Origin of the sequence: Streptococcus mitis, assembly GCF_013305725.1 — a bacterium.
Classification (GTDB): Bacteria; Bacillota; Bacilli; order Lactobacillales; family Streptococcaceae; genus Streptococcus; species Streptococcus mitis_BO.
Genome location: NZ_CP047883.1, coordinates 2,048,921 through 2,069,764, shown reverse-complemented (window position 1 = coordinate 2,069,764; position 20,844 = coordinate 2,048,921). Strand labels below are relative to the sequence as shown.

The window sequence follows — 20,844 nt, the reverse complement described above, 5'->3', positions numbered from 1 at the left end:
GATTATCTACCAGGGAATCGTGGAGCTTGTTTGCTTTTTGGTGATGAAGTAGGTTTAGAGTTGTCTTTCTTTACTCCCTTATTCATCTTCTTGACAAGTTTAGCGATTCGTTCTTTTTCAACTTTATCATCTTGGTATTCATCTTGTTCTTCAGAAGTAGGTTGTGTCAACAAGATGTCAATATTCATGTCAGGGATGTCAACTTTATCACCAATACGAAGTTTTTTACCACGACGATTTTCTAATTCCCCATTAAAGTAAACAGAATGTTCAGAGAGAAATGATTTAATAGCTCCTCCGCTATGTGTAATTCCAAGTTCTTTGAGTAGTGCTTGGAGGGTAATAAATTCTTCAAATAATTTGTATTCCATAATTCACCTCAATCTTTGGTATTATACCATATTTTCCTAAAAATAGTGAGAGAAACAAGGAGTAATGTAAGCGATTTTTATTTCAAAAGTGTTACAGAGAACAAGAAAATTTCAGGTTTTCGTGATATAATAGAATTCTGTATATAAGGAGGTAAATCATGGAGTTAGTGCATGGAATTTCAACACATTTTATCCAATCAAAAAAGTTTAAAACGAACAAAATCGCCGTGCGTTTTACCGCTCCATTATCCCTCGATACGATTGCAGGTCGCATGTTGAGTGCGAGTATGCTAGAGACTGCTAATCAGATGTACCCTACTTCTCAAGCTTTGAGAAAACATTTGGCCAGTCTATACGGTACAGATATGTCAACCAATTGTTTCAGAAGAGGGCAAAGTCACATTGTAGAATTGACATTTAACTATGTTCGTGATGAGTTTTTAAGTAGGAAAAATGTGTTAACTTCTCAGGTTTTGGAACTTTTAAAAGAAACTCTTTTTTCCACCGTAGTAGTTGATAATGGGTTTGATTCGGACTTATTTGAAATTGAGAAAAAACAATTGTTAGCAAGTTTAGCAGCTGATATGGATGATTCTTTTTATTTTGCACATAAAGAATTGGATAAATTGTTTTTTCATGATGAACGTCTTCAATTGGAATATAGTGATTTACGAAATCGTATTTTAGCTGAAACTCCACAAAGTTCTTATTCTTGTTTCCAAGAATTTTTGGCCAATGATCGAATAGATTTCTTTTTCCTAGGTGATTTTAATGAGGTTGAAATTCAAAATGTATTAGAATCATTTGACTTTAAAGGTCGAAAAGGAGATGTGATGGTTCAGTATTGTCAACCTTATTCCAATATCCTTCAGGAAGGTATGGTTCGGAAAAATTTGGGACAATCCATTTTGGAATTAGGCTATCATTGCCCTTCTGAATATGGTGATGAGCAACATTTACCCATGATTGTAATGAATGGTTTACTTGGTGGATTTGCTCACTCTAAGCTCTTTACAAACATCCGTGAAAATGCTGGATTGGCTTACACTATTTCAAGTCAGCTTGATTTGTTTAGTGGATACTTGAGGATGTATGCTGGTATCGATCGAGAAAATCGTAACCAGGCTCGTAAAATGATGAATAATCAACTGATTGATTTAAAAAAAGGATATTTTACAGAGCTTGAGTTAGAGCAAACAAAGGAAATGATTCGTCGGTATCTGTTACTTTCTCAAGATAATCAAAGTTCATTGATTGAACGTGCTTATCAAAATGCCTTACTTGGAAAATCTTCAGCAGACTTTAAAAGTTGGATTGCAAAACTCGAGCAAGTTGACAAAGATGCTATTTGTAGAGCAGCTAATAATGTGAAACTACAGGCGATTTACTTTATGGAAGGAATAGAATGACAAAGGTTGTTTTTGAAGAAAAATACTATCCAGCTGTAAAAGAAATGGTTTATCGAACTCGTTTGTCAAATGGATTGACAGTTGCTCTTTTGCCTAAAAAGGAATTTAAAGAGGTTTACGGGAGTGTAACTGTACAGTTTGGTTCGGTAGATACGCTTGTCACAGAAGTTTACGGAGATGTAAAAGAATATCCTGGAGGAATTGCTCATTTTCTTGAACATAAATTATTTGAGAGAGAAGATGCTAGCGATTTGATGTCGGCTTTTACGAGTCTAGGTGCAGATAGTAATGCCTTTACAAGCTTTACAAAAACAAGTTATCTTTTTTCAGCAACGGATCATTTTTTAGAAAATTTAGACTTACTTGATGAATTGGTAACATCAGCACATTTTACTGAAGATTCCATTTTAAGAGAGCAGGATATTATTCAGCAAGAACGAGAAATGTATCAAGATGATCCAGATTCGTGTTTATTCTTTTCAACTTTAGCGAATTTGTATCCTGGCACACCTTTAGCAACTGATATAGTTGGAAGTGAGGAGTCAATTTCCCAAATTAATCTAACTAATTTGCAAGAAAATTTTACAAGATTTTACAAACCTGTAAATATGTCTCTGTTTTTAGTTGGTAATTTTGATGTGGAAAGAGTACAGGACTATTTTGAAAGCAAAGAACTGAAAGATTCAGATGTTCATGAAGTGGCAAGAGAAAAGTTGCTTTTACAAGCTGTAAAGCAAACAGACAGTATGAGAATGGAAGTGTCTTCTCCAAAACTAGCGATTGGTATTAGAGGTAAACAAGATGTTGCTGAGGATGATTGCTATCGACATCATATTTTATTAAAATTATTATTTTCAATGATGTTTGGTTGGACTTCGGATCGTTTTCAAAAATTATATGAATCAGGTAAAATTGATGCGTCCTTATCTCTGGAAGTTGAAGTAACAAGTCGCTTTCATTTTGTTATGTTGACAATGGATACAAAAGAGCCAGTTGCTTTATCTCATCAGTTTAAAAAGGCTATTCGTAATTTCACAAAGGATTTAGATATTACAGAGGATCATTTAGACATTATCAAAAGAGAGATGTTTGGAGAATTTTTCAGTAGCATGAACTCTCTTGAATTTATTGCAACGCAATATGATGCTTTTGGACAAGGTGAGACAATCTTTGATTTGCCGAAAATTTTACAGGAAATTACTTTAGAGGATGTCCTTGATGCTGGACACCATTTAATAGATGATGGTGACATAGTTGATTTTACAATATTTCCATCATAGTAACCTATCATAATCGACACTAGAAAGAAGGAATGACAAGTATGAGGAAAAAAACAATTGGTGAGGTTTTACGTTTAGCTAGAACCAACCAAGGGTTAACTTTAGAAGAATTACACAAAAAAACAGAAATTCAGTTGGATATGTTGGAAGCGATGGAAGCTGATGATTTTGATCAACTTCCTAGTCCATTTTATACTCGTTCTTTTTTGAGAAAGTATGCGTGGGCAGTTGAGCTAGATGAGCGAATTGTCTTGGATGCTTATGATTCTGGGAGCATGATTACTTATGAAGAAGTAGATGTTGATGAAGAGGAGTTGACAGGTAGGAGACGTTCAAGTAAGAAAAATAAGGCATCATTTTTACCTTTATTTTATTTTATACTCTTTGCATTATCGATTGTCATTTTTGTGACCTATTATGTTTGGAATTATCTCCAGACTCAACCTGAGCGTTCATCTGCGTCTAGTTATAGTGTAGTCCAAGCAACAAGCTCAACTAGTTCTGTAACTTCATCCTCAAGTAGTAGTTCATCAAGTAGCTCTTCGAATATGGAACCAGCTATAACGGTATCAGGTGAAGGAAATCAAGTAGAAGTTGCTTATAAAACGAGTAAGGAAACTGCAAAATTACAATTATCAGTCTCAGATGCTAGAAGTTGGGTTAGTGTTTCAGAAAGTGAGCTTGAGGGTGGAGTGACCTTATCACCAGATAATAAAAGTGCGGAAACAACAGTTTCAACTAAAAATTCTGTGACCATTACTTTAGGTGTTGTCAAAGGTGTAGCTTTAACAGTAGATAATCAGACCGTTGACTTATCAAAATTAACAGCTCAGACTGGAAAAATCACTGTAACCTTTACTAAAAATTAAGGAAAAACGAATGAAAAAAGAACAAATTCCAAATCTCTTAACAATAGGTCGAATTCTCTTTATACCTATTTTTATCTTTATTTTAACGGTAGGAAATTCGATAGAGAGTCATATAGTAGCAGCTATTATCTTTGCTATTGCCAGTATTACCGATTATTTAGATGGATATTTAGCTCGTAAATGGAATGTGGTCAGTAATTTTGGTAAATTTGCAGATCCCATGGCGGATAAGTTACTAGTTATGTCGGCTTTTATTATGTTGATTGAGTTAGGAATGGCTCCGGCTTGGATTGTTGCAGTGATTATCTGTCGTGAGTTGGCTGTGACAGGTTTAAGACTTTTATTGGTTGAAACTGGTGGAACAGTTTTAGCAGCAGCAATGCCTGGAAAAATTAAAACTTTCAGTCAGATGTTTGCCATTATTTTCTTGCTATTACACTGGACTTTGATTGGCCAAGTTCTACTTTATGTAGCCTTGTTTTTCACTATCTACTCTGGCTATGATTATTTCAAGGGTAGTGCCTATGTATTTAAAGGGACATTTGGTTCGAAATGAAATCAATAATTGATGTAAAAAATCTTTCTTTTCGCTATAAGGAAAGTCAGGAATACTACGATGTGAAGGGTATTACGTTTCACGTGAAACGTGGAGAATGGCTTTCGATTGTAGGGCATAATGGTAGTGGTAAATCAACGACGGTTCGATTAATTGATGGTTTACTGGAAGCAGAATCTGGAGAGATTGTAATTGATGGGCAACGTTTGACTGAGGAAAATGTTTGGAATATACGTCGTCAAATCGGTATGGTTTTTCAAAATCCAGACAATCAATTTGTTGGAGCGACTGTTGAAGATGATGTTGCCTTTGGTTTGGAAAATCAGGGACTTTCTCGTCAAGAAATGAAAAAGAGAGTGGAAGAAGCTCTGGATTTGGTTGGCATGTTGGACTTTAAAAAGAGAGAGCCAGCGCGTCTATCAGGTGGTCAAAAGCAACGTGTTGCTATTGCAGGTGTTGTAGCCCTAAGACCAGCGATTCTAATTCTAGATGAGGCAACGAGTATGTTGGATCCTGAGGGGCGTAGAGAACTGATTGAGACAGTAAAAGGAATTCGAAAAGACTATGATATGACGGTCATTTCCATTACACATGATTTGGAAGAAGTCGCCATGAGTGATCGTGTATTGGTCATGAAAAAAGGGGAAATTGAATCAACCAGTAGCCCAAGAGAACTTTTCTCTCGAAATGATTTAGATCAAATTGGATTAGACGATCCTTTTTCCAATCAATTAAAATATTCTTTGAGCCAGAATGGCTATGATTTACCTGAAAATTATTTGACAGAAAGTGAGCTAGAGGATAAGCTATGGGAATTGCTCTAGAAAATGTGAGTTTTACGTACCAAGAAGGGACTCCCTTAGCTTCAACAGCTTTGTCGGATGTTTCTTTGACGATTGAAGACGGTTCTTATACGGCTTTAATTGGCCACACAGGTAGTGGTAAATCAACTATTTTACAACTATTAAATGGTTTATTGGTGCCAAGTCAAGGGAGTGTGCGAGTTTTTGATACCTTAATCACCTCTACTTCTAAAAATAAAGATATTCGTCAAATTAGAAAACAGGTTGGCTTGGTATTTCAGTTTGCTGAAAATCAGATTTTTGAAGAAACGGTTTTGAAAGACGTTGCTTTTGGACCGCAAAATTTTGGAGTTTCTGAAGAAGATGCGGAGCAGATTGCGCGTGAAAAACTGGCTCTGGTTGGAATTGATGAATCACTTTTTAATCGTAGCCCGTTTGAGCTGTCAGGTGGACAAATGAGACGTGTCGCCATTGCAGGCATACTTGCAATGGAGCCAGCTATATTAGTCTTAGATGAACCCACAGCAGGCCTGGATCCCCTGGGAAGAAAAGAGCTGATGAATTTGTTCAAAAAGCTTCACCAATCAGGGATGACCATCGTCTTGGTAACACATTTGATGGATGATGTTGCCGAATATGCGAATCAAGTCTATGTGATGGAAAAGGGACGTTTAGTTAAAAGGGGGAAACCGAGTGATGTCTTTCAAGATGTTGTCTTCATGGAAAAAGTACAGTTGGGAGTACCTAAAATTACGGCCTTTTGTAAACGATTGGTTGATAGAGGCGTGTCATTTAAACGATTACCGATTAAGATAGAGGAGTTCAAGGAGTCGCTAAATGGATAGTATGATTTTGGGGCGTTATATCCCAGGGAATTCGATTGTTCACCGATTGGATCCACGTAGCAAATTGCTTGCTATGATGTTACTGATTTTAATCGTTTTTTGGGCTAATAATCCCTTGACGAATCTAATTCTTTTTATAGCGACAGGGATCTTTATTGCCTTGTCAGGAGTATCTCTTTCATTTTTTATTCAGGGCTTGAAGTCTATGTTTTTCTTGATTGCCTTTACAACTATTTTTCAACTATTTTTCATTTCTAATGGGAATGTTTTATTTGAGTTTTCGTTTGTTAGAATCACGGATTATGCTTTGCAACAAGCTGGGATTATTTTTTGTCGCTTCGTATTGATTATTTTCTTTTCAACTTTGTTAACCTTAACGACCATGCCCTTAAGTTTGGCATCAGCTGTCGAAGCTTTATTAGCACCTTTAAAGCGTGTGAAAGTTCCAGTTCATGAAATTGGCTTAATGCTATCTATGAGTTTGCGTTTTGTTCCGACATTAATGGATGATACGACGCGGATTATGAATGCACAGAAAGCGCGTGGAGTGGATTTTGGTGAAGGAAGCATTGTTCAAAAGGTGAAGGCGATGATTCCTATTTTGATTCCTCTTTTTGCGACAAGTTTGAAACGTGCGGATTCCTTGGCTATCGCTATGGAAGCGCGTGGTTATCAGGGTGGAAAAGGCAGAAGTCAATACCGACAATTGGAATGGACTCGAAAGGATACGCTGACTATTCTTGTCATTATCGTACTTGGTTGTTGCTTATTTTTCTTAAAATCTTAGTAGCTTTTAGGAATTGATAAAAAGTTACTGTAACAGTTTTTGATATAAAGGTAGGGATATGAATCGTTTTAAAAAATCAAAATATGTCATTATTGTTTTTGTCACTGTTCTGCTTGTGTCAGCTCTCTTAGCGACGACTTATTCAAGTACAATTGTGACAAAATTAGGAGATGGAATCTCATTGGTTGATAGGGTTGTACAAAAACCTTTTCAGTGGTTTGATTCTGTCAAATCAGATTTGGCTCATTTGACACGAACTTATAATGAAAATGAAAGTTTGAAGAAACAGATTTACCAATTAGAAGTTAAATCGAATGAGGTGGAAAGTTTAAAGACGGAGAATGAACAACTGCGTCAATTGCTTGATATGAAGTCCAAGTTGCAAGCTACAAAGACTTTAGCAGCAGATGTTATTATGCGTTCTCCGGTATCTTGGAAGCAGGAGTTAACCCTAGATGCAGGCAAATCAAAAGGGGCTTCTGAAAACATGTTAGCCATTGCAAATGGTGGTTTGATTGGGAGTGTTTCAAAAGTAGAGGAGAACTCTACTATGGTCAACCTTCTGACAAATACGGAAAATGCTGATAAGATTTCTGTTAAAATTCAACATGGTTCTACTACAATTTATGGAATTATTGTTGGCTATGACAAGGAAAATGAAGTTCTCAAAATTAGTCAATTAAATAGTAGTAGCGATATTAGTGCAGGAGATAAGGTGACCACTGGTGGATTGGGAAATTTTAACGTTGTTGATATTCCTGTTGGTGAAGTGGTTGCTACAACGCATAGTACGGACTACTTGACACGAGAAGTAACTGTTAAATTGAGTGCAGATACTCATAATGTGAGTGTGATAGAATTAGTGGGGAATTCATAATGAGACAGTTGAAGCGGGTTGGAGTATTTTTATTGCTTCCTTTCTTTGTTCTAATTGATGCCCATATTAGCCAGCTTTTGGGCTCATTATTTCCCCATGTACAGTTAGCTAGTCATTTTCTATTTTTGTTTCTCTTATTTGAGACGATTGAAGTATCAGAGTATCTCTATTTAGCCTATTGTTTTGTGGTGGGTTTAGTTTATGACATTTACTTTTTCCACTTGATAGGGATTGCGACTCTGTTGTTCGTCTTGTTGGGAGTATTTCTCCATAAATTTAATAGCGTTATTTTATTGAATCGTTGGACGAGAATGTTGGCAATTATTGTCATAACTTTTCTATTTGAGATGGGGGCATATATACTTGCATTAATGGTAGGTTTAACTGTGGATAGTATGTCTTTGTTTATAGTCTATAGTTTAGTTCCATCAATGATTTTGAATTTTGTCTGGATAGTCATTTTCCAGTTTATTTTTGAAAAATATTATCTATGAGAAAGAAATACAAATGTAATAAAGGCGTAATATTTATTATGTCTTTTTTTGGTATACTAGTATTGTCTTAAATAGAAGGAGTATCTACATAATATGAAGAAAAAAATCTTAGCGTCACTTTTACTAAGTACAGTGATGGTTTCTCAAGCAGCTGTTTTAACAACTGCGCATGCAGAGACTACTGATGAAAAAATTGCTGCTCAAGATAATAAAATTAGTAACTTAACAGCACAACAACAAGAAGCTCAAAAACAAGTAGATCAAATCCAAACACAAGTTTCAACAATTCAAACAGAACAGTCTAATCTGCAAACAGAAAATGAAAGATTACAGGCAGAATCTAAAAAGCTTGAAGGAGAGATTACTGAGCTTTCTAAGAATATTGTTGCTCGTAATGATTCGTTGGAAAAGCAAGCTCGTAGTGCTCAAACAAATGGGGCGGCGACTAGCTACATTAACACAATTGTAAACTCAAAATCAATTACTGAAGCTATTTCACGTGTTGCAGCTATGAGTGAGATTGTATCAGCTAACAATAAAATGTTAGAACAACAAAAGGCTGATAAAAAGTCAATTGCTGAAAAGCAAGTTGCTAATAATGAAGCTATCAACACAGTAATCGCTAATCAACAAACACTTGCTGACGATGCACAAGCGTTGACAACTAAACAAGCAGAGTTGAAAGTTGCTGAGTTAAACCTTGCTGCTGAGAAAGCTACCGCTGAGGATGAAAAAGCAAGTTTACTTGATCAAAAAGCGGCGGCAGAAGCAGAAGCCAAAGCAGCAGCAGAAGCAGAAGCAGCTTATAAAGCTAAACAAGCAAGTCAACAACAAACGGTTGTTGATTCTGGGAATACAACTTTCACAGCACAAGTTCAAGCAGTATTTAGTTCGTCTGAATCATCTTCAAGCAGTGCTTCAACAGAATCAACAAGCTATACTCCTGCGCCAGTGACACATCGTCCAACATATAGTACAAATGCTTCAAGTTATCCAACAGGAGAGTGTACATGGGGTGCTAAGACATTGGCACCTTGGGCTGGAGACTACTGGGGTAATGGAGCACAGTGGGCTACAAGTGCAGCAGCTGCAGGATTCCGTACAGGATCTACACCTCAAGTTGGTGCGATTGCATGTTGGAATGATGGTGGATATGGACACGTAGCCGTGGTTACAGCTGTTTCATCATCAACAAGTATCCAAGTATCTGAATCAAACTATGGTGGAAACCGTACAATCGGAAATAAACGTGGATGGTTCAATCCTACTACAACTTCAGAAGGTTTTGTAACATATATCTATCCAAACTAATGAATAAAATGAAGAGGCTCGATTTGAGTCTCTTTTATAATTTATATAGTTACCTTACTTTAAAAATCTACTAAAATCACTTGAAAATATTGAAAAAGTATGGTAAAATGAAATTTGTCGTGTGAACGATAATACTCATTCTTGATGAATTGTGAAACAGTTGCCCTTGGGTCGTTTTGCGAGTTGAAGTCAAGAAGAGGAAAAAAACAAAAAGGAGAAATACTCATGGCAGTAATTTCAATGAAACAACTTCTTGAGGCTGGTGTACACTTTGGTCACCAAACTCGTCGCTGGAACCCTAAGATGGCTAAGTACATCTTCACTGAGCGTAACGGAATCCACGTTATCGACTTGCAACAAACTGTAAAATACGCTGACCAAGCTTACGATTTCATGCGTGATGCAGCAGCTAACGATGCAGTTGTATTGTTCGTTGGTACTAAGAAACAAGCAGCTGATGCAGTTGCTGAAGAAGCAGTACGTTCAGGTCAATACTTCATCAACCACCGTTGGTTGGGTGGAACTCTTACAAACTGGGGAACAATCCAAAAACGTATCGCTCGTTTGAAAGAAATCAAACGTATGGAAGAAGATGGAACTTTTGAAGTTCTTCCTAAGAAAGAAGTTGCACTTCTTAATAAACAACGTGCACGTCTTGAAAAATTCTTGGGTGGTATCGAAGATATGCCTCGTATCCCAGATGTTATGTACGTAGTTGACCCACATAAAGAGCAAATCGCTGTTAAAGAAGCTAAGAAATTGGGAATCCCAGTTGTAGCGATGGTTGACACAAATACTGATCCAGATGATATCGATGTAATCATCCCAGCTAACGATGACGCTATCCGCGCTGTTAAATTGATCACAGCTAAATTGGCTGACGCTATCATCGAAGGACGTCAAGGTGAAGATGCAGTAGCAGTTGAAGCAGAATTTGCAGCTTCAGAAGCTCAAGCAGATTCAATCGAAGAAATCGTTGAAGTTGTAGAAGGCGACAACGCTTAATTTATACAAATAGTAATTACCTAGGAGGGCGGGGCTTAGCCCGGCTCTCCTATTTTTAAAAAATATAGGAGAATCAAAATGGCAGAAATTACAGCTAAACTTGTAAAAGAGTTGCGTGAAAAATCTGGTGCCGGAGTTATGGACGCTAAAAAAGCGCTTGTAGAAACAGACGGTGACATCGAAAAAGCGATTGAATTGCTTCGTGAAAAAGGTATGGCTAAGGCAGCTAAGAAGGCTGACCGTGTTGCTGCAGAAGGTTTGACTGGTGTTTACGTTAACGGTAATGTTGCAGCAGTTATTGAAGTAAACGCTGAAACTGACTTCGTTGCGAAAAACGCTCAATTCGTTGAATTGGTAAATACTACAGCTAAAGTTATTGCTGAAGGAAAACCTTCTAATAATGAAGAAGCACTTGCTTTGACAATGCCTTCAGGTGAAACTCTTGAAGCTGCATACGTATCTGCAACAGCAACTATCGGAGAAAAAATCTCATTCCGTCGCTTTGCTTTACTTGAAAAAACAGATGCACAACACTTTGGAGCATACCAACACAATGGTGGACGTATCGGTGTTATCTCTGTTATTGAAGGTGGAGATGAAGCACTTGCTAAACAATTGTCAATGCACATCGCAGCGATGAAACCAACAGTTCTTTCTTATAAAGAATTGGATGATCAATTCGTTAAAGATGAGTTGGCACAATTGAACCACGTTATCGACCAAGACAACGAAAGCCGTGCAATGGTTAATAAACCAGCTCTTCCACACTTGAAGTATGGATCAAAATCTCAATTGACTGATGAAGTGATTGCTCAAGCTGAAGCTGACATCAAAGCTGAGTTGGCTGCAGAAGGTAAACCAGAAAAAATCTGGGACAAAATCATCCCAGGTAAAATGGATCGCTTCATGCTTGACAACACTAAAGTTGACCAAGCTTACACACTTCTTGCACAAGTATACATCATGGATGACAGCAAGACAGTTGAAGTATATCTTGAATCAGTTAACGCTTCAGTAGTTGAGTTCGCTCGCTTTGAAGTTGGTGAAGGTATCGAAAAAGCTGCAAATGACTTCGAAGCTGAAGTTGCAGCTACAATGGCAGCAGCCTTGAATAACTAATTATAGAAAGGAAGTAAATTTGCTTCCTTTTTTCTATGCAGTCGATCCCTATAGGGAGAGTTTCCTATTTTCAAGGTAAAAATAAAAAGCCCTATAATAAGGGCCAATTGTATTTAGGAGACTACACTTCAAATTCATAGAGTGCTGTAGAGAGATAACGTTCACCGTTATCTGGTGCTAGAGCAAGAACTTTTTTACCTGTACCTAATTTCTTGGCAACCTCGATGGCTCCGTAGATAGCTGCAGCTGAAGAAATCCCTACAAGGAATCCTTCTTTTCCACCAATTTCACGGCCGAGTGCTAGTGCATCGTCTGACGTTACACGAACGATACCATCATAAGCCTTTGTATCCAGTGTATCAGGAATAAATCCAGCTGAGATACCTTGAATTTTGTGAGGGCCAGGTTTTTCACCAGACAGAATAGCAGATTCGTCTGCTTCTACTGCAAAAACTTGAATACTTGAATTTGCTGTTTTGAGTGCATGAGAAACACCAGAAATTGTTCCACCAGTACCAACTCCAGCAACAAAGGCATCTAATCCATCTTTACCGAAAGCAGCCAGTATCTCAGCTCCTGTTGTTCTTTCATGTACTTCTGGATTAGCTGGATTGTCAAATTGTAGTGGTAGGAAACCATCACGTTCAGCAGCGATTTCTTGAGCCTCAGCAATAGCACCTTTCATTCCTTCGCTACCAGGAGTTAGGACGAGTTCAGCGCCATAAGCTTGGATAATCTTACGTCGTTCTACACTCATAGTTTCAGGCATAACGATGACAACTTTATATCCTTTAGCAGCACCTACCCATGAAAGTCCAATACCAGTGTTTCCACTTGTTGCTTCAACAATAGTAGAACCAGGTTTCAGAATCCCCTCTTGTTCAGCTTTTTCAATCATGCTAAGAGCAATACGGTCTTTTACAGACGAACCAGGGTTGAATGCTTCAAGCTTTACGTAAACGTCCGCAGCACCTTCTGGAACAATGTTGTTGAGTTTAACAATCGGTGTTTGTCCGATTAATTCAGTAATGTTGTTATAAATAGACATATGGATACCTCTTTGTATAAGATATTTCTAGTATAACGCTATCTATACCATTTGTAAAATATAGAAATCCTATCGAAGCGATAGGATTTTTTTATATCATAGGTCTAAGCCGTTAATTTTTAAGCGATTGTAGTAGGCTAATTCTAGTAAATATGTATAAAGTGGAACGATATCCGTTTTCTTAGGAAATTCAAATTTATGAGAACTAAAATGTTCATTATGTGCTTTTAGAAAGATATTTTCTAAATAAGTAATAGTAATTTCACTATCATCTATACCTGCTCCTGCAGTTTCCATTTCAACGTTAACAATATTCATCAAAAAAATTGATTTAATGGACATCTTACGACCAGTAGCGCCTTGTTTATCTGTAAAGATAATACGGATATTTGTAAATATAATTGAGTCACGAATCAGTTTATATCCACTTTGAATTTCTTCATTTTCTAGTAGATATTGTCCATATTCTTTGATAAGAGTTTCTTTGTTTTGCTCGCTAAAGTTACCAGCCAGTCCCTGAATGAATTTTCCAAATGCCATTTTTTTCTCCTTTATTTACACTAAGTTTACAGGAACTTCAACTTCACGTAAACCTTGATCAGTTAAAGTAACTTTTCCATTAAAAAATTCCACAAGTGAAGCTTTAATATTATCTTTTTCTTCTTTATCAACATAAATCATCGTATCGACTTGATCTGTAAAGTTTGTCTCAAGTTCCATGAGATCATGTTCCTTAAGGAAGTTACTGTACTCTTGGTACTGAGCATAAGACATTTGAATAGCAATGCCAGCTTGTTCCTTTATTTCAATGATGCCAATTTTCTTGACAGCTAAGGCAACACTGCCGGCGTAAGCACGAATCAATCCTCCAGCGCCTAGCTTAATGCCTCCAAAGTAGCGTGTCACTACTACACAGACATTAGTAAGATTGTGATTTTCTAGTACCCCAAGCATGGGAACGCCAGCAGTACCACTGGGTTCACCATCATCACTTGTCCGTTTAATTTCACTACGTTCCCCAATGATAAAGGCTGAGCAGTTATGCGTAGCTTTGTAGTGTTCTTTTTTGATGGCAGTAATAAAGTCCCGAGCCTCTTCTTCGCTATAAACACGCTTGGCATGACAGATAAAGCGTGATTTTTTAATTTCTTCTTGGACTTGACCGTCCTCTTTAATTGTTCTAAATTCCATGATTTAATTGTACTAAAAAATTATCTAAAGCGCTAGGTTTTTACGAATAAAGAAGTATGAAAGTAAATCCAAATTATCTCGGTCGTTTGTTTACTGAGAATGAATTAACAGAAGAGGAACGTCAGTTGGCGGAGAAACTTCCAGCTATGAGAAAGGAGAAGGGGAAATTGTTCTGCCAACGTTGTAATAGTGCTATTCTAGAAGAATGGTATTTACCCATAGGTGCTTACTATTGTCGGGAGTGCTTAATTATGAAGCGAGTTAGGAGTGATCAATCTTTATACTATTTCCCACAGGAGGATTTTCCGAAGCAAGATGTTCTTAAATGGCGTGGTCAATTAACCCCTTTTCAAGAGAAGGTGTCAGAGGGACTGATTCAAGCGGTAGACAAGCAAGAACCAACGTTAGTTCATGCGGTTACAGGAGCTGGAAAGACAGAAATGATTTATCAAGTAGTGGCCAAAGTGATTGATGAAGGTGGTGCAGTATGTTTGGCCAGTCCTCGCATAGATGTTTGTTTGGAGCTATACAAGCGCCTGCAACAGGATTTTTCTTGCGAGATAGCCCTCCTACATGGAGAATCAGATCCGTATTTTCGAACACCATTAGTTGTTGCGACGACCCATCAGTTATTGAAGTTTTATCAAGCTTTTGATTTGCTGATAGTGGATGAAGTAGATGCTTTTCCTTATGTTGACAATCCAACGCTTTACTACGCTGTCAAGAATAGTGTAAAGGAGAATGGCTTGAGAATTTTTTTAACAGCGACTTCGACCGATGAGTTAGATAGGAAGGTTCGCATAGGAGAACTAAAACGATTGAGCTTGCCAAGACGATTTCATGGAAATCCGTTGATTATTCCTAAACCTGTCTGGTTATCGGATTTTAATCACTTTTTAGAGAAAAATCGGTTGTCACCAAAGTTAAAGTCCTATATTGAGAAGCAGAGAAAGACAGCTTATCCGTTACTTATTTTTGCTTCAGAAATTAAGAAAGGGGAGCAGATAAAAGAAATTTTACAGGAGCAATTTCCAAATGAGAAAATTGGCTTTGTATCTTCTGTAACAGAAGATAGATTAGAGCAGGTACAAGCTTTTCGAGATGGAGAACTGACAATACTTATCAGTACGACAATATTGGAGCGTGGAGTTACCTTCCCTTGTGTGGATGTTTTCGTAGTAGAGGCCAATCATCGCCTGTTTACCAAGTCTAGCTTGATTCAGATTGGTGGACGAGTTGGGCGAAGCATGGATAAACCGACAGGAGATTTGCTTTTCTTCCATGATGGGTTAAATGCTTCAATCAAGAAGGCAATTATGGAAATTCAGCAGATGAACAAGGAGGCTGGCTTATGAAGTGTTTGTTATGTGGGCAGACTATGAAGGCTGTTTTAACTTTTAGTAGTCTCTTACTTCTGAGGAATGGTGTCTCCTGTCTTTGTTTAGATTGTGATTCTACTTTTGAGAAAATTGGAGAAGAGTACTGTCCAAACTGTATGAAAACAGGGTTGTCAACAAAGTGTCAAGATTGTCAATTTTGGTGTCAAGAAGGAATTGAGGTCAGTCATAGAGGGATTTTTACTTACAATCAAGCTATGAAGGATTTTTTCAGTCGGTATAAGTTTGATGGAGACTTCCTTTTAAGAAAAGTTTTTGCTTCATTTTTAAGTGAGGAGTTGAAAAAGTACAAAGAGTATCAATTTGTCGTAATTCCCCTAAGTCCTGAAAGATTACTTGAGAGGGGATTTAACCAGGTTGAAGGTTTAGTTGAAGCAGCAGGGTTCTCTTTTCAAGACTTACTAGAGAAGAGAGAAGAGCGGGCCAGTTCTTCTAAAAATCGTTCAGAACGCTTGGGGACAGAACTTCCTTTCTTTATTAAAAGGGGAGTCACTATTCCTAAAAAAATCCTACTTATAGATGACATTTACACTACTGGAACAACTATAAATCGTGTGAAGAAACTGTTGGAAGAGGCTGGTACTGAAGATGTAAAAACATTTTCCCTTGTAAGATGAGGAAAAAATTTGCAAAACTAAAATGAAAGCGTTATAATGAAATCAGAAAAACAAAAATGTTTAGAAAGAAGGTACTCATATGATTAAATATAGTATCCGTGGTGAAAACCTAGAAGTAACAGAAGCAATTCGTGATTATGTAGTTTCTAAACTCGAAAAGATCGAAAAGTATTTTCAAGCTGAACAAGAGTTGGATGCTCGAGTTAACTTGAAGGTGTATCGTGAAAAAACGGCTAAAGTGGAGGTAACGATTCCGCTTGGCTCAATTACTCTTCGTGCAGAAGATGTGTCTCAAGATATGTATGGTTCAATTGACCTTGTAACCGATAAAATTGAACGTCAGATTCGTAAAAATAAAACAAAAATCGAGCGTAAAAATAAAAACAAGGTAGCAACTAGTCAATTATTTACAGATGCTTTGGTGGAAGATACAAATGTTGTCCAATCTAGAGTTGTTCGTTCAAAACAAATTGATTTAAAACCAATGGATTTGGAAGAAGCTATTCTACAGATGGATTTGTTGGGACATGATTTCTTTATCTATGTAGATGTTGAAGATCAGACAACCAATGTGATTTATCGTCGTGAGGATGGCGAGATTGGCTTGTTAGAAGTTAAAGAATCTTAATTTCAATATGTGTAAAGGAAGGTTTACTGAATTGTAAACCTCCTTTTTCTTATAATTGATAGAATTACTGATTATACTTTTAAAAAGTCGCTTTTTGGTGGTTATTATGGTATAATGGGTGCCAAGAGGTTTGGAATGAAAAAATTTTATGTAAGTCCTATTTTCCCCTTAATATTAGGAATAGTGGCGTTCGGAGTGCTATCTGTGCAACTTGTTTTTGTAACGAATACACTGGTAACGCTATTTCTTTTGCTACTTATTTTGGGTTCATATATTTTACTATTCATCCATCAGAGAGACTACTACTCAAAGAGTGAAGTAGAACAAATCCAGTATGTAAACCACCAAGCTGAAGATAGTTTGACAACCTTGTTAGAACAGATGCCTGTCGGAGTTATTAAACTAGACTTATCGTCAGGTGAAGTTGAATGGTTCAATCCTTACGCTGAATTGATTTTGACTAATGAAGAGGGAGAGGTTGATATAGCCTTAATTCAGACTATTATCAAGGCTTCTGTGGGGAATCCAGGTTCTTATGCCACCTTGGGTGAGACCCGCTATTCGGTTCATATGGACAAGGCATCTGGAGTTCTTTACTTTTTTGATGTGTCTGGAGAATACGAAGCGACTGTCGAGTTAGTAACGAGTCGGCCTGTGATTGGTGTCGTTTCTGTTGACAACTACGATGACTTAGAAGATGAAACATCGGAGTCTGATATCAGTCATATCAATAGTTTTGTAGCAAATTTTGTTTCAGAATTTGCTGGGAAGCATGCCATGTTCTCTCGTCGAGTGAGTATGGACCGTTTTTATTTATTTACGGACTACACGGTGCTTGAGGGATTGATGAATGATAAATTTTCTGTTATCGATGCTTTCAGAGAAGAGTCGAAACAGAGACAGTTGCCTTTGACCTTAAGTATGGGATTTTCTTATGGTGATGGAAATCATGATGAGATAGGGAAAGTTGCTTTGCTCAACTTGAACTTGGCTGAAGTACGTGGTGGCGACCAAGTGGTTGTCAAGGAAAACGATGAAACGAAAAATCCAGTTTATTTTGGTGGTGGATCTGCTGCCTCAATCAAACGTACACGGACTCGTACGCGTGCTATGATGACGGCTATTTCAGATAAGATTCGTAGTGTGGATCAGGTTTTTGTAGTTGGTCACAAAAATCTAGATATGGATGCTTTGGGTTCTGCTGTAGGTATGCAGTTGTTTGCCAGCAATGTGACTCAAAATAGCTATGCTATTTATGACGAAGAACAAATGTCGCCGGATATTGAACGAGCTGTTTCATTCTTAGAAAAAGAAGGAGTTACAAAGTTGTTGTCTGTTAAGGACGCAATGGGGATGGTGACCAATCGTTCTTTGTTGATTCTTGTTGACCATTCAAAGACAGCTTTAACTTTATCAAAAGAATTTTATGATTTGTTTACTCAAACCATCGTCATCGACCACCACAGAAGGGATCAGGATTTTCCAGATAATGCGGTTATTACTTATATCGAAAGTGGTGCAAGTAGTGCCAGTGAGTTGGTAACGGAATTGATTCAGTTCCAGAATTCTAAGAAAAATCGTTTGAGTCGTATGCAGGCCAGTGTTTTGATGGCTGGTATGATGTTGGATACTAAAAATTTCACCTCACGAGTGACTAGTCGGACATTTGATGTTGCTAGCTATCTCAGAACGAGAGGAAGTGATAGTATTGCTATCCAAGAAATCGCTGCGACAGATTTTGAAGAATATCGTGAGGTCAATGAACTGATTTTACAGGGGCGTAAATTAGGTTCAGATGTATTGATAGCAGAGGCTACGGACTCGAAATGCTATGATACAGTTGTTATTAGTAAGGCAGCAGATGCCCTATTAGCTATGTCAGGTATTGAAGCGAGTTTTGTTCTTGCGAAAAATACACAAGGCTTTATATCCATCTCAGCTCGGAGTCGTAGTAAGCTGAATGTACAACGGATTATGGAAGAGTTAGGCGGTGGAGGCCATTTCAATTTGGCAGCAGCTCAAATTAAAGATTTAACCTTGTCAGAAGCAGGTGAAAAACTGACAGAAATTGTATTAAATGAAATAAAGGAAAAGGAGAAAGAAGAATGAAAGTAATCTTTTTAGCAGATGTTAAAGGAAAAGGAAAAAAAGGCGAAATTAAGGAAGTACCAACAGGGTATGCGCAAAACTTTCTTATCAAAAAGAATCTAGCCAAAGAAGCAACTGCTCAAGCGGTAGGTGAGCTTCGTGGTAAACAAAAATCTGAAGAAAAAGCTCATGCTGAGATGATTGCAGAAGCGAAAGCAATTAAAGCCCAACTTGAAGCAGAAGAAACTGTTGTAGAATTTGTTGAAAAAGTTGGTCCAGATGGTCGTACCTTTGGTTCCATTACCAATAAGAAAATTGCAGAAGAATTGCAAAAGCAATTTGGAATTAAGATTGATAAACGTCATATTCAAGTACAAGCTCCGATTCGAGCAGTTGGTTTGATTGATGTACCAGTGAAAATCTATCAAGATATCACAAGTGTGATCAATCTTCGTGTGAAAGAAGGGTAAATTTACACTTTCTTGACAAGATTGTAAAAGGAAGGGAAGTCTGATGGCAGAAGTAGAAGAGTTACGAGTACAACCTCAAGATATCTTGGCTGAGCAATCTGTTTTAGGGGCTATCTTTATTGACGAGAGTAAGCTTGTTTTTGTGCGAGAATACATTGAGTCTCGGGACTTTTTTAAGTATGCCCATCGTTTGATTTTCCAAGCCATGGTTGACTTATCAGATCGTGGCGATGCTATAGATGCAACAACGGTTCGTACTATTCTTGATAATCAAGGGGATTTACAGAATATTGGTGGCTTGTCTTACCTGGTTGAGATTGTCAATTCTGTGCCAACTTCTGCTAATGCGGAGTATTATGCTAAGATTGTTGCAGAGAAGGCCATGCTACGTCGATTAATCTCCAAGTTGACAGAGTCTGTCAATCAAGCTTACGAGGCTTCGCAACCAGCTGATGAAATCATTGCTCAGGCAGAAAAAGGGCTGATTGATGTCAGTGAAAATGCAAATCGAAGTGGATTTAAGAATATTCGAGATGTGTTGAACGTCAACTTTGGAAATTTGGAAGCTCGCTCGCAACAAACGACCGATATTACTGGTATTGCGACAGGCTATCGTGATTTGGATCATATGACGACTGGACTTCATGAGGAGGAGTTGATTATTCTAGCAGCTCGTCCGGCGGTTGGTAAGACAGCTTTTGCCTTGAATATTGCTCAGAATATTGGGACTAAGTTGGACAAAACGGTTGCTATCTTTTCGCTCGAAATGGGTGCGGAAAGTCTAGTGGATCGTATGCTTGCGGCAGAAGGGTTGGTGGAGTCGCATTCTATCCGTACGGGTCAACTGACTGATGAAGAGTGGCAAAAGTATACCATTGCTCAGGGTAATCTAGCTAACGCCAGTATCTATATCGATGATACGCCAGGGATTCGGATCACGGAAATTCGCTCTCGCTCACGTAAACTGGCTCAAGAAACAGGCAATCTAGGCTTGATTTTGATCGACTACCTACAGCTTATCACAGGGACTGGTCGTGAGAACCGCCAACAAGAAGTTTCTGAAATTTCTCGTCAGTTGAAAATCCTAGCCAAGGAATTAAAAGTTCCAGTCATTGCTCTGAGTCAGTTATCTCGTGGAGTGGAACAGCGTCAGGATAAGAGACCAGTCTTGTCTGATATTCGTGAATCTGGGTCTATTGAGCAGGACGCTGATATCGTAGCCTTTCTTTATCGCGAAGATTACTATGAGCGTGGTGGTGAAGAAGAGGAAGGTATACCAAATAATAAGGTAGAAGTTATTATCGAGAAAAACCGTAGTGGAGCTCGTGGAACGGTGGAATTAATTTTCCAAAAAGAATACAATAAATTTTCAAGTATCTCAAAAAGGGAGGCATAAGATGTCAGATGCATTTACAGATGTAGCCAAGATGAAAAAAATCAAAGAAGAAATCAAGGCACATGAGGGACAAGTCGTAGAAATGACTTTGGAGAATGGTCGTAAACGCCAAAAAAATAGATTGGGTAAGTTAATTGAGGTTTATCCATCCCTATTTATCGTTGAATTTGGAAATGTTGAAGGAGATAAACAAGCTAATGTTTTCGTTGAATCCTTTACTTATTCAGATATCCTTACAGAAAAGAATTTGATTCATTATCTTGACTAAAGTGAGAAATTTTCT

At 37.7% G+C, this 20,844-nt stretch carries 23 protein-coding genes; 19 read left to right on the top strand and 4 right to left on the bottom strand.

Features of this window, described 5'->3' with window-relative positions:
* Positions 1 to 2: 2 nt before the first annotated feature.
* Positions 3 to 371 (bottom strand): S4 domain-containing protein YaaA, encoded by a 369-nt coding sequence (gene yaaA / locus M594_RS09940; RefSeq protein WP_173876715.1) that lies wholly within the window; start codon positions 369 to 371, stop codon positions 3 to 5.
* Positions 372 to 529: 158 nt separating this feature from the next.
* On the opposite strand from yaaA, the gene yfmF reads away from it, so the two are divergent.
* The 12 genes from yfmF to tsf all read left to right on the top strand — a co-directional run bounded on the left by yfmF (position 530) and on the right by tsf (position 11,726).
* Positions 530 to 1,780: an EF-P 5-aminopentanol modification-associated protein YfmF gene (yfmF, locus tag M594_RS09935; RefSeq protein WP_173876714.1), complete on the top strand. Its 1,251-nt coding sequence runs from the start codon at positions 530 to 532 to the stop codon at positions 1,778 to 1,780.
* Positions 1,777 to 3,060, top strand: coding sequence for an EF-P 5-aminopentanol modification-associated protein YfmH (gene yfmH / locus M594_RS09930; protein ID WP_173876713.1), 1,284 nt, complete (start codon positions 1,777 to 1,779; stop codon positions 3,058 to 3,060). The genes yfmF and yfmH overlap by 4 nt, the downstream gene beginning before the upstream one ends.
* Positions 3,061 to 3,101: 41 nt before the next feature.
* Entirely contained in the window at positions 3,102 to 3,929 is an 828-nt protein-coding gene (rodZ, locus tag M594_RS09925) for a cytoskeleton protein RodZ (RefSeq protein ID WP_173876712.1), read from the top strand.
* 10 nt (positions 3,930 to 3,939) lie between these two features.
* Positions 3,940 to 4,485 (top strand): CDP-diacylglycerol--glycerol-3-phosphate 3-phosphatidyltransferase, encoded by a 546-nt coding sequence (gene pgsA / locus M594_RS09920; protein WP_020900979.1) that lies wholly within the window; start codon positions 3,940 to 3,942, stop codon positions 4,483 to 4,485.
* A complete protein-coding gene (locus tag M594_RS09915; protein ID WP_153219726.1) occupies positions 4,482 to 5,309 on the top strand; it encodes an energy-coupling factor ABC transporter ATP-binding protein in 828 nt (275 codons plus the stop codon). Before pgsA ends, M594_RS09915 begins: the two co-directional genes overlap by 4 nt.
* Positions 5,294 to 6,133, top strand: coding sequence for an energy-coupling factor transporter ATPase (locus M594_RS09910; RefSeq protein ID WP_173876711.1), 840 nt, complete (start codon positions 5,294 to 5,296; stop codon positions 6,131 to 6,133). The genes M594_RS09915 and M594_RS09910 overlap by 16 nt, the downstream gene beginning before the upstream one ends.
* Complete coding sequence (locus M594_RS09905) at positions 6,126 to 6,920, top strand: energy-coupling factor transporter transmembrane component T family protein (protein ID WP_173876710.1); 795 nt, start codon at positions 6,126 to 6,128, stop codon at positions 6,918 to 6,920. Before M594_RS09910 ends, M594_RS09905 begins: the two co-directional genes overlap by 8 nt.
* 58 nt (positions 6,921 to 6,978) lie before the next feature.
* A complete protein-coding gene (gene mreC / locus M594_RS09900) occupies positions 6,979 to 7,797 on the top strand; it encodes a rod shape-determining protein MreC (protein WP_173876709.1) in 819 nt (272 codons plus the stop codon).
* Complete coding sequence (gene mreD, locus M594_RS09895) at positions 7,797 to 8,291, top strand: rod shape-determining protein MreD (protein WP_173876708.1); 495 nt, start codon at positions 7,797 to 7,799, stop codon at positions 8,289 to 8,291. Before mreC ends, mreD begins: the two co-directional genes overlap by 1 nt.
* Before the next feature lie 93 nt (positions 8,292 to 8,384).
* A complete protein-coding gene (gene pcsB / locus M594_RS09890) occupies positions 8,385 to 9,602 on the top strand; it encodes a peptidoglycan hydrolase PcsB (protein ID WP_173876707.1) in 1,218 nt (405 codons plus the stop codon).
* A 225-nt stretch (positions 9,603 to 9,827) separates the two neighbouring features.
* Positions 9,828 to 10,607 (top strand): 30S ribosomal protein S2, encoded by a 780-nt coding sequence (gene rpsB / locus M594_RS09885; RefSeq protein WP_007556349.1) that lies wholly within the window; start codon positions 9,828 to 9,830, stop codon positions 10,605 to 10,607.
* Between the two features lie 78 nt (positions 10,608 to 10,685).
* Positions 10,686 to 11,726, top strand: a complete 1,041-nt coding sequence (tsf, locus tag M594_RS09880; protein ID WP_173876706.1) for a translation elongation factor Ts — start codon at positions 10,686 to 10,688, stop codon at positions 11,724 to 11,726.
* 121 nt (positions 11,727 to 11,847) lie between these two features.
* Here the strand turns inward: tsf and cysK are convergent, their stop codons facing one another.
* From cysK to M594_RS09865, 3 genes are all read right to left on the bottom strand, one after another.
* Positions 11,848 to 12,774, bottom strand: coding sequence for a cysteine synthase A (gene cysK, locus M594_RS09875; protein WP_173876705.1), 927 nt, complete (start codon positions 12,772 to 12,774; stop codon positions 11,848 to 11,850).
* A gap of 96 nt (positions 12,775 to 12,870) precedes the next feature.
* Positions 12,871 to 13,314, bottom strand: coding sequence for a PH domain-containing protein (locus M594_RS09870; RefSeq protein ID WP_173876704.1), 444 nt, complete (start codon positions 13,312 to 13,314; stop codon positions 12,871 to 12,873).
* A gap of 15 nt (positions 13,315 to 13,329) precedes the next feature.
* The gene (locus M594_RS09865; protein ID WP_173876703.1) at positions 13,330 to 13,965 is read right to left on the bottom strand and encodes a YigZ family protein; all 636 of its coding nucleotides are present in this window, start codon (positions 13,963 to 13,965) and stop codon (positions 13,330 to 13,332) included.
* A 56-nt stretch (positions 13,966 to 14,021) separates the two neighbouring features.
* On the opposite strand from M594_RS09865, the gene M594_RS09860 reads away from it, so the two are divergent.
* The 7 genes from M594_RS09860 to M594_RS09830 all read left to right on the top strand — a co-directional run bounded on the left by M594_RS09860 (position 14,022) and on the right by M594_RS09830 (position 20,829).
* Positions 14,022 to 15,320: a DEAD/DEAH box helicase gene (locus M594_RS09860; RefSeq protein WP_173876702.1), complete on the top strand. Its 1,299-nt coding sequence runs from the start codon at positions 14,022 to 14,024 to the stop codon at positions 15,318 to 15,320.
* A complete protein-coding gene (locus tag M594_RS09855; RefSeq protein ID WP_173876701.1) occupies positions 15,317 to 15,979 on the top strand; it encodes a ComF family protein in 663 nt (220 codons plus the stop codon). The genes M594_RS09860 and M594_RS09855 overlap by 4 nt, the downstream gene beginning before the upstream one ends.
* A gap of 79 nt (positions 15,980 to 16,058) precedes the next feature.
* Positions 16,059 to 16,607, top strand: a complete 549-nt coding sequence (gene hpf / locus M594_RS09850) for a ribosome hibernation-promoting factor, HPF/YfiA family (protein ID WP_004255322.1) — start codon at positions 16,059 to 16,061, stop codon at positions 16,605 to 16,607.
* Positions 16,608 to 16,742: 135 nt separating this feature from the next.
* The gene (locus M594_RS09845; protein ID WP_173876700.1) at positions 16,743 to 18,716 is read left to right on the top strand and encodes a DHH family phosphoesterase; all 1,974 of its coding nucleotides are present in this window, start codon (positions 16,743 to 16,745) and stop codon (positions 18,714 to 18,716) included.
* The gene (rplI, locus tag M594_RS09840) at positions 18,713 to 19,165 is read left to right on the top strand and encodes a 50S ribosomal protein L9 (protein WP_000864214.1); all 453 of its coding nucleotides are present in this window, start codon (positions 18,713 to 18,715) and stop codon (positions 19,163 to 19,165) included. Before M594_RS09845 ends, rplI begins: the two co-directional genes overlap by 4 nt.
* 43 nt (positions 19,166 to 19,208) lie before the next feature.
* Entirely contained in the window at positions 19,209 to 20,561 is a 1,353-nt protein-coding gene (gene dnaB / locus M594_RS09835) for a replicative DNA helicase (RefSeq protein ID WP_173876699.1), read from the top strand.
* 1 nt (position 20,562) lies between these two features.
* On the top strand, positions 20,563 to 20,829 hold the full coding sequence (locus tag M594_RS09830; RefSeq protein ID WP_001278168.1) for a Veg family protein: 267 nt from the start codon (positions 20,563 to 20,565) through the stop codon (positions 20,827 to 20,829).
* Positions 20,830 to 20,844 lie beyond the last annotated feature (15 nt).

Excerpts from the sequence above, each read along its gene's own strand:
- M594_RS09905 (WP_173876710.1), top strand. The coding sequence starts at position 6,126 with ATGGATAGTATGATTTTGGGGCGTTATATCCCAGGGAATTCGATTGTT.
- yaaA (WP_173876715.1), bottom strand. The coding sequence starts at position 371 with ATGGAATACAAATTATTTGAAGAATTTATTACCCTCCAAGCACTACTC.
- yfmF (WP_173876714.1), top strand. The coding sequence starts at position 530 with ATGGAGTTAGTGCATGGAATTTCAACACATTTTATCCAATCAAAAAAG.
- rplI (WP_000864214.1), top strand. The coding sequence starts at position 18,713 with ATGAAAGTAATCTTTTTAGCAGATGTTAAAGGAAAAGGAAAAAAAGGC.
- M594_RS09865 (WP_173876703.1), bottom strand. The coding sequence starts at position 13,965 with ATGGAATTTAGAACAATTAAAGAGGACGGTCAAGTCCAAGAAGAAATT.
- M594_RS09845 (WP_173876700.1), top strand. The coding sequence starts at position 16,743 with ATGAAAAAATTTTATGTAAGTCCTATTTTCCCCTTAATATTAGGAATA.
- M594_RS09855 (WP_173876701.1), top strand. The coding sequence starts at position 15,317 with ATGAAGTGTTTGTTATGTGGGCAGACTATGAAGGCTGTTTTAACTTTT.
- M594_RS09830 (WP_001278168.1), top strand. The coding sequence starts at position 20,563 with ATGTCAGATGCATTTACAGATGTAGCCAAGATGAAAAAAATCAAAGAA.
- rodZ (WP_173876712.1), top strand. The coding sequence starts at position 3,102 with ATGAGGAAAAAAACAATTGGTGAGGTTTTACGTTTAGCTAGAACCAAC.
- M594_RS09860 (WP_173876702.1), top strand. The coding sequence starts at position 14,022 with ATGAAAGTAAATCCAAATTATCTCGGTCGTTTGTTTACTGAGAATGAA.
- yfmH (WP_173876713.1), top strand. The coding sequence starts at position 1,777 with ATGACAAAGGTTGTTTTTGAAGAAAAATACTATCCAGCTGTAAAAGAA.
- pgsA (WP_020900979.1), top strand. The coding sequence starts at position 3,940 with ATGAAAAAAGAACAAATTCCAAATCTCTTAACAATAGGTCGAATTCTC.
- mreC (WP_173876709.1), top strand. The coding sequence starts at position 6,979 with ATGAATCGTTTTAAAAAATCAAAATATGTCATTATTGTTTTTGTCACT.
- dnaB (WP_173876699.1), top strand. The coding sequence starts at position 19,209 with ATGGCAGAAGTAGAAGAGTTACGAGTACAACCTCAAGATATCTTGGCT.
- tsf (WP_173876706.1), top strand. The coding sequence starts at position 10,686 with ATGGCAGAAATTACAGCTAAACTTGTAAAAGAGTTGCGTGAAAAATCT.
- M594_RS09870 (WP_173876704.1), bottom strand. The coding sequence starts at position 13,314 with ATGGCATTTGGAAAATTCATTCAGGGACTGGCTGGTAACTTTAGCGAG.
- rpsB (WP_007556349.1), top strand. The coding sequence starts at position 9,828 with ATGGCAGTAATTTCAATGAAACAACTTCTTGAGGCTGGTGTACACTTT.
- M594_RS09915 (WP_153219726.1), top strand. The coding sequence starts at position 4,482 with ATGAAATCAATAATTGATGTAAAAAATCTTTCTTTTCGCTATAAGGAA.
- cysK (WP_173876705.1), bottom strand. The coding sequence starts at position 12,774 with ATGTCTATTTATAACAACATTACTGAATTAATCGGACAAACACCGATT.
- pcsB (WP_173876707.1), top strand. The coding sequence starts at position 8,385 with ATGAAGAAAAAAATCTTAGCGTCACTTTTACTAAGTACAGTGATGGTT.
- hpf (WP_004255322.1), top strand. The coding sequence starts at position 16,059 with ATGATTAAATATAGTATCCGTGGTGAAAACCTAGAAGTAACAGAAGCA.
- mreD (WP_173876708.1), top strand. The coding sequence starts at position 7,797 with ATGAGACAGTTGAAGCGGGTTGGAGTATTTTTATTGCTTCCTTTCTTT.
- M594_RS09910 (WP_173876711.1), top strand. The coding sequence starts at position 5,294 with ATGGGAATTGCTCTAGAAAATGTGAGTTTTACGTACCAAGAAGGGACT.